Source organism: Citricoccus sp. NPDC055426 (genome assembly GCF_040677445.1).
Lineage (GTDB): Bacteria > Actinomycetota > Actinomycetes > Actinomycetales > Micrococcaceae > Citricoccus.
On record NZ_JBFARZ010000001.1, the window covers coordinates 831,011 to 837,668 of the forward strand.

The 6,658-nt window shown below is 72.0% G+C and carries 8 protein-coding genes; 4 read left to right on the plus strand and 4 right to left on the minus strand.

Annotated features, from left to right (window positions below):
- Positions 1-15: 15 nt before the first annotated feature.
- Genes AB0K08_RS03825 through AB0K08_RS03835 form a run of 3 tightly spaced genes read right to left on the minus strand, consistent with a single transcriptional unit; the run spans position 16 to position 2,712 of the window.
- Positions 16-1,011: an NUDIX domain-containing protein gene (locus AB0K08_RS03825; protein ID WP_363351788.1), complete on the minus strand. Its 996-nt coding sequence runs from the start codon at positions 1,009-1,011 to the stop codon at positions 16-18.
- Between the two features lie 11 nt (positions 1,012-1,022).
- Entirely contained in the window at positions 1,023-1,988 is a 966-nt protein-coding gene (gene mshD / locus AB0K08_RS03830; RefSeq protein WP_363351790.1) for a mycothiol synthase, read from the minus strand.
- Between the two features lie 10 nt (positions 1,989-1,998).
- On the minus strand, positions 1,999-2,712 hold the full coding sequence (locus AB0K08_RS03835) for a response regulator transcription factor (protein WP_363351792.1): 714 nt from the start codon (positions 2,710-2,712) through the stop codon (positions 1,999-2,001).
- Between the two features lie 111 nt (positions 2,713-2,823).
- Between AB0K08_RS03835 and AB0K08_RS03840 the strand changes: the two genes are divergently transcribed.
- The 4 genes from AB0K08_RS03840 (at position 2,824) to AB0K08_RS03855 (ending at position 5,990) form a co-directional block, all read left to right on the plus strand.
- Positions 2,824-3,645, plus strand: a complete 822-nt coding sequence (locus tag AB0K08_RS03840; protein WP_363351794.1) for a hypothetical protein — start codon at positions 2,824-2,826, stop codon at positions 3,643-3,645.
- A gap of 18 nt (positions 3,646-3,663) precedes the next feature.
- Positions 3,664-4,008 (plus strand): hypothetical protein, encoded by a 345-nt coding sequence (locus AB0K08_RS03845; protein ID WP_363351796.1) that lies wholly within the window; start codon positions 3,664-3,666, stop codon positions 4,006-4,008.
- Between the two features lie 148 nt (positions 4,009-4,156).
- Entirely contained in the window at positions 4,157-4,807 is a 651-nt protein-coding gene (locus tag AB0K08_RS03850; protein ID WP_363351798.1) for an FABP family protein, read from the plus strand.
- 4 nt (positions 4,808-4,811) lie between these two features.
- Positions 4,812-5,990 carry a folate-binding protein gene (locus AB0K08_RS03855; protein WP_363351800.1) on the plus strand — a complete coding sequence of 393 codons (1,179 nt, stop codon included), beginning with the start codon at positions 4,812-4,814 and terminating at the stop codon, positions 5,988-5,990.
- Positions 5,991-6,046: 56 nt separating this feature from the next.
- Here AB0K08_RS03855 and AB0K08_RS03860 read toward each other — a convergent pair.
- The coding region (locus tag AB0K08_RS03860) for an HNH endonuclease (protein ID WP_363351802.1) at positions 6,047-6,658 on the minus strand (612 nt) is incomplete at its 5' end.

Below are 6,658 nucleotides of genomic sequence, written 5' to 3' on the forward strand. Positions count from 1 at the left end.
AGTCGTCCCAGAACGTCAGTCATCCCAGACGTCGTAGGTCTCCACCGAGACGATCTTCCCGCCGCGGTCCAGCGCCTGGTGCGCCACGATCACCGCGCCGGGGGAGAGGAAGGGGTCCTTCCGGGGCAGAGCGGCGAGGACGGCGGCCGGGAGGCCCTGGGCCAGGACCTCCAGCAGCAGCGGCAGCACGGGCCGGTGGGTGCACAGCAGGGTGGAGCGCTGCTTGCCGAGCAGCTTGGCCATCTCCTGGCGTGCCTTGTGGGGCTTGTTCTTGGCCGACTTCTCGGTGAAGGCGGACACCTCCTTGAAGCCGCGTCTGGTGTCCTTGACGAAGGGGGTCACGGTCTCCACGCAGCGCAGCCACGGAGAGGTGATCACCTTCTGCGGGTCCCAGGCGGACAGCAGCCGGCGCACGGCCATCGCCTGCCGCTGGCCCGTGGCCGCGAGCGGGCGCTGGCCCTCCGCACGGGACCACGAGGAGCGCGGCTTGGCCTTGGCGTGGCGCAGGATCACGAAGGGGGCGGTGCGCAGGGTCTGGTCCCGGTGGGCGGCGATCAGCGCCTCCAGCGGCTCGGCGTCCGTGGCGTTGCTCAGCAGTCCGCGGGCCTGCTCCGCGGTGACCCACCGGGTGCGGTCCACCTCCTGGCCGTCCGGCACCGGAGCGGCCCGGCCGACCTCGGCGGCCCAGTACCAGACCTCCTTCGAGATCTTCTTGCCGTTGCCGACCGTGTAACGGGTGATCGGCAGCGGGAGGCCGAGCTCGACCTGGAGCCCGATCTCCTCGAGCACCTCGCGCCGCGCGCATTCGGGCAGGGTCTCGCCATCGTCCAGCTTGCCCTTGGGCCAGGACCAGTCGTCGTAGTGGGGGCGGTGGATCAGCAGGACCTCGAGCCCCTGGCCGGCGGCGCGCCACGGCAGGACCCCGGCGGCCAGGACCTGTGCCGTGGGGCCGGCGTCCAGGATCCCGGCGGTGGAGCGGGCGGCGGCCATCCGGGCGGGGGGCTGTGACATGCGCGGACCCCTCAGGCGCCGGGGGCGTACATCACGTCGGTGTCCCAACGGACGAAGCCGAGTGCGCGGTACAGCTGGACGGCGGGCGTGTTGTCCGCGTCCACGTAGAGCATCACGGCATCCACCCCCTGCTGCTGCAGGTGGCGGATGCCGGCCACGGTCAGGCCCCGGCCCAGGCCGCGACCCTGCGCCGCCGGGGCGATCCCCACCGAGTACACCTCGCCGAGCGGAGGGCTGTCCTGGTCGCCCGGGTGGATCTTCGTCCAGTGGAAGCCCAGCAGCGTGCCGTCGGCGTCCTCGGCCAGCAGGAACCCGGCCGGGTCGAACCAGGGCTCAGCCATCCGCGCGTCCAGATCGGTCTGGTCCAGGGAGCCCTGCTCCGGGTGGCTGGCGAACGCCGCGGCATTGACCGCCAGCCAGGCCGCATCATCGGTGCCGGGGACGAAGGCGCGGATCGTGACGCCGTCCGGCAGCGGCAGCTCGCTGAAGGGCTCCTGATGGGTCAGGCGCAGCCGCAACAGCTCGCGGACGGGCGTGTAGCCGAACTGCTCGGCCAGCCGGGCCGCGGCCGCGTGGTTGCCATGGGCCCAGGCGTTCAACGGGACGGGGCGGCCGGGGCGGTCCTGCACGCCGTGTGCCAGCGCGGTGGCGACGCCCTGGGAGCGGCAGTTCGGGTGCACCACCAGTTCCAGCGTCCCCGCCGCATCGGCGCCGGCGCCGGGTGCCGGGGAGATGGCGACGGCGGCGCCCGCCAGCTCGCCCTCGCGCCCCTGATGGTGGTCCAGCCAGGCGGTCACGGTGTGGACCCGGTCCGGATCGTCCGTGGTGCGCAGCTCGACCCAGGTCTGGTCGGAGAACGGGGGGTTGCCGTCGGCCTGTTCGGCGGCCTCGGCCAGGGTCACGAGGTCCCGTAGCCGGGCGGGCTCGAGACGGCCGGCGCTCGTGGACAAGGTCGGGGATTCGTGCGGGTGGTCCATGGGGCCAACCCTAGTCGCTCGGGTGTGCGTTCTCCCGGCCGTTCTCCCGGCCGCTGTCCCGGGGTACGAAGCGGTAGCCCACGTTCCGCACCGTCCCGATCAGCTGCTCCTGATCCGGTCCCAGCTTGGCCCGCAGCCGCCGCACGTGGACGTCCACCGTGCGGGTGCCGCCGAAGTAGTCGTAGCCCCACACCTCGTGCAGGAGCTGTTCCCGGGTGAAGACCCGGCCGGGGTGCTGCACCAGGTGCTTGAGCAGCTCGAACTCCTTGAACGTGAGGTTCATCGGCTCACCGTGGACCTTGGCCGTGTACGTGGAGGCGTCCACGAAGATCCCGGAGGCGCGGATCGGCTGCTCGCCCCCGGCCGTCGCGTCCGGGCGCGGCTGGGTGGCCAGCCGCAGCCGGGCCGTCACCTCGGCGGGGCCGGCGGTGTCCAGCAGGAAGTCGCACGCCTCCCAGGCGGGGGAGAAGCCGGCGAGCCCGCCCTCCGTCAACACCGGCAGCAGCGGCAGCCCGGGGGAGGCGGCAGCCAGGGCCCGGCACAGGTTGCGGGCCCCGGTCAGGTCCCGGCGGGCGTCCACCAGCACGACGTCGGCCTCCGGGTGCCGCAGGACCGTCTCGGCCCGTGGTGGTCCCGCGATCGAGCGGTGGTCCAGGAACGCCAGGGAGTCCAGGACCGCCTCGGGGCGGTCGGACGCGCCGGAGAGCATCAACAGCAGGGCCATGAGGGACCTCCTCTTCCGGGTCAGGACGATTATAGGGAACGGTCGGTGCCCGGTCGGAGCCCGGTCGGTGCTCAGTCGGTGCGGGGAGGGAGTCAATGGCAGGATGGAAGGGTGAAGCATCCACTGTTGGCCGTGACCGCCGCGGTCGCCGCCGTGCTCGTGGCCGCGGGCGGCCTCGGAGCGCTCTGGCTCGGCGCCCCGTGGATCATGGTCCTCATGGCGGCCGCGCTCGTGCTGGTCGTCGCCCTGGGGTGGCCGCAGATGCTCGGCGCCCCCGCCCGGAAGTCGCTGACCGCCGTGCTCGGCCTGACCGGGCTCGCCGCCGCCGTGGCCGCGGTCCTCTGGCCCGGGCAGGAGCCCGGCGAAGGGCCCGAGGAGTTCGGGGCCTCGCTGATCGAGCCGATCGCCGTGGCCATCGCCCTCGGCGTGGTCGCCGCCTTCATGGTCCAGCTGTTCCGTGGCTCCGGCAGCCCCCACCGCCTCGAGTCCACCGCCGGGACCATCGCCGGCGTGGCCGTGGTGAGCTGCGGCGCCGGTTGGGTCGCCCTCGCCCGGTACGACGCCGGCCCGCTGATCTTCTCGGTGGGCCTCTCCCTGGCGCTCGCGGCCCTGGCCGGGCTGGTGCCCTTCCCGAGTCGCGCCGGAAAGGGGACCCGAGCGGGACTGGCCGCGGTGCTCTCCGTGGTGCTGGCCGGCGTCGTGCCCTGGTTGTTGGCCGGTCTCTGGCCCGCGGCCTGGCCCGACTATCCGCTGCCGGCCGCCGTGGTGTCCGGCGCCCTGGCCGGGTTGGTGCTCGTGCTGCTGGGGCGGCTGGCGCCGGACGACGGCCTGGGCCGGCCGGTGGGCCAGCGCGCGGCGATGGCCCTGGGTGCGGGCCCGGTGGCCGTGGCCGGCCTGGTGACCTATTTTGTGTTCAGGATCATGCCGGTCTGACCGGCGGGAGGAGATGTCATGACTGATATGGCTGCAGCCCATTACACGGCGGCGCTGGAGGAAGGCGGGGACGACGCCTTCGAGCGGGCGTTCCGGTTCGTCGGCGGCGTGCTCACCCAGGTCTTCGGGGGGTCCGGAGCCGATGTGGTGGGAGTCTCCGTGGTGGTGCGCCGCCGCAGCGACGAGGAGGAGGTCCTGCGCATCGACGCGGTCAACGCGGAGGACGGGGACCAGATCCTGCAGGCGATCCAGGGGGACCTGGACACCTACCCTGAGGACGAGTTCGTGACCTATTGGCTGGAACAGGTCCACGGCGGACGTCATGTGGCGGGCCGCGACGGCGACGGAACGCGGCGGGACTAGCTCTGGAGTAGGATCGGGGGCATGTCGATTCTTGCACTAGAGGTTTTCTTCACGGCTCTACTCGTCATCGCGGGACTGGCCATGGCCGCCTTCGCCGTCCTCGTGGTGACCGGCCTATACAAGGGTCAGCGCTGAGGTAAGAGCCCGCGTGGCCACTGAACTGCCGTTTGACCTGACCCCTGAGCTCGCTCCACTCTCCTGGCTGATCGGTGCCTGGGAGGGGCAGGGGCGCCTCGGTTCCGGCGAGGACGGGACCGAGATCTTCTATCAGCGGGTCGACTTCACCGACCACCACCTGCCGTTCGTCGAGTACCGGGCCGAATCCTGGCTGTGCGAGGCGGACGGCACCCTGGTGCGCCCGTTGACCGTGGAGAACGGCTTCTGGGCGTTGGACCGGGAGCGCCGGGACGGCGATCCGGGCCCGGGCATGCAGCCCGCCGACGTGGTGCCGGTCCTGCGGTCCGCCGACGACGTGGAGGCCTTCCGCCGTGAGGACGGGTCCTTCCCGATCACCGCGCAGATCTCCCACCCCGGTTCCCTGACCGAGCTGTACTACGGCGTCATCAAGGGACCCCAGCTCCAGCTGAAGACCGATTCCGTCCTGCGCGGCTCGGCCGCCGGGCCGTACGAGGGCGGATCCCGGATCATGGGCCTGGTCAACGGCCAGATGTTCTGGCGTTGGGACGCCACGCACACCTCCGAGGCCGGCGAAGAGCCGCACGCCTCGGCCATCCTCGACCGGATGCCGGACCCCACCCAGGGGCGGCTGGCGCCCGGGAAGCCACGAACGGAGTCCTGAGACTGTGTCTGTCCTGCCCTCTGCACTGCTGAACCTCCCGGGGGCGGTGGCCGGAAACGGCCCCGACGCCCCCGTGGCCGCCCACTACGGCCACCCGAACGCCGAGCAGCGGGCCCTGGTGGAAGGCTCCGCGGTGGTGGACCTCTCGCACCGTGGCGTGGTGACCGTGAGCGGTGCCGACAGGCTGACGTGGTTGAACGTGCTGACCAGCCAGAAGCTGGACCGGCTGGCGCCCGGGACCTCCTCCGAGACCCTGTTCCTGGACATCCAGGGCCGGATCGAGTTCGACTGCCACCTCGTGGACGACGGCGAGACCACCTGGCTCACCGTGGAGCCCGGCCAGAACGCGGGATTGGCCGACTGGCTGCAGAAGATGAGGTTCGCCTCCCGTGTGGAGGTCGCCGACCGCACCGGGGAGATCGCGGTGCTGGGCTCGACCGCGGCCGTGCCCGGATGGGGTGCGGACGGTGATTCCGTGGCCGTCGCCCGGTGGCAGGACCCGTGGCCGGCCATCGGCGAGGGGGGATACCCCTACACCACCGACCCTGATCCCGCCCAGCACCCGGCGGCCGACTGGTCCTGGAACGAGTACCTGGTGCCGGCGTCGGTGCTGACGGAGTCCGGGGTGGACGCCCTGCCCGAGGGATGGACCCTGGCCGGCACGATGGCCTCGGAGGCCTTGCGCGTGGCTGCGCTGCGCCCGCGGCAGGGCATGGACACGGATGAGCGGACCATCCCGCATGAGATCGACCTGGTCCGCACCGCCGTGCACATGGACAAGGGCTGCTACAAGGGCCAGGAGACCATTGCCCGGGTCCACAACCTGGGCCGGCCACCGCGTCGGCTGACGTTCCTACAGCTCGACGGTTCGGGCCATACCCTGCCGGCCCCCGGCTCTGACGTGGTGGTCCGGCCGGAGGGCGGCACGGCTGACGAGGCCGAGGCGGCGAAGGCCCGGCCGGTCGGCACGCTCACCTCCGTGGCCCTGCACCACGAGATGGGTCCCATCGCGCTGGCCATGCTCAAGCGCAACACCGACCCCGAGGCCGAGTTGCTGGTGCGCAGTGGTTCGGCCGAGGACGGCTGGTCCTTCACCGCGGCGACCCAGGAGACCGTGGTCTCACCGCAGGCCGGACAGGTGGTCGGGCGTCAGACCGGGTTCCTCCGCAAGGGCGCGCGCTGAATCGGTAGGCGTTGGGTCGGTAGGCGTTGGACCGGTTGTCGCGGGGCCCGGTGAAGCTACGCGGCCCGCGCGTACTCCACCTGAGTCCCCGGAGTCCCGTGCCGGCGTAGTGGCCAGGCCAGATCGAAGCCTCGGTGCTGCGCTACCAGGATTCCCGCTGCCGTGGCTGCTGGGTGCGACGGCAGTTTCACCGTGACCGTGCTGGTGTCCGTGGTGCAGGGCACCGCTGGCTGGTCGGGCGTCTGGATGGGTGCATCTCTGGGTCCAGGATGTGATCCGGGTTCGTGGGCGTGAGAGGTCGTCGGCGCGGGTGAGGGCGTTCCGGTGGGCGGTGTTGCCTGGGGTGTGCCGGGTGGGGCTGTTGCGTGGCGGGGTGGTGGGGTGAGGGGTCGGGTTCGGCTGGTGTAGTGGTGGCCGGTGGGGGTGGTGACCTCGAGGTCGTGGGGTGTGGTCTGGTGTGTCCAGCCGGGGTGTTCTTTGGTGTAGTTGCAGCGTTCGCAGAGTCCGGAGCCGTTGGCGTAGCTGGTGGGCCCGCCCTGTCGGTAGGGGGTGGCGTGGTCGACGTGCCGGATGGGGGCCCCGCAGTAGGGGGTGCGGCAGATGTTGTCCCGGAGCATGATCATCCGGCGCAGGTTGCCGGTGAACTCGCGGCGTTGGGCGTCCATCGC

Excerpts from the sequence above, each read along its gene's own strand:
- AB0K08_RS03825 (WP_363351788.1), bottom strand. The coding sequence starts at position 1,011 with ATGTCACAGCCCCCCGCCCGGATGGCCGCCGCCCGCTCCACCGCCGGG.
- mshD (WP_363351790.1), bottom strand. The coding sequence starts at position 1,988 with ATGGACCACCCGCACGAATCCCCGACCTTGTCCACGAGCGCCGGCCGT.
- AB0K08_RS03835 (WP_363351792.1), bottom strand. The coding sequence starts at position 2,712 with ATGGCCCTGCTGTTGATGCTCTCCGGCGCGTCCGACCGCCCCGAGGCG.
- AB0K08_RS03845 (WP_363351796.1), top strand. The coding sequence starts at position 3,664 with ATGACTGATATGGCTGCAGCCCATTACACGGCGGCGCTGGAGGAAGGC.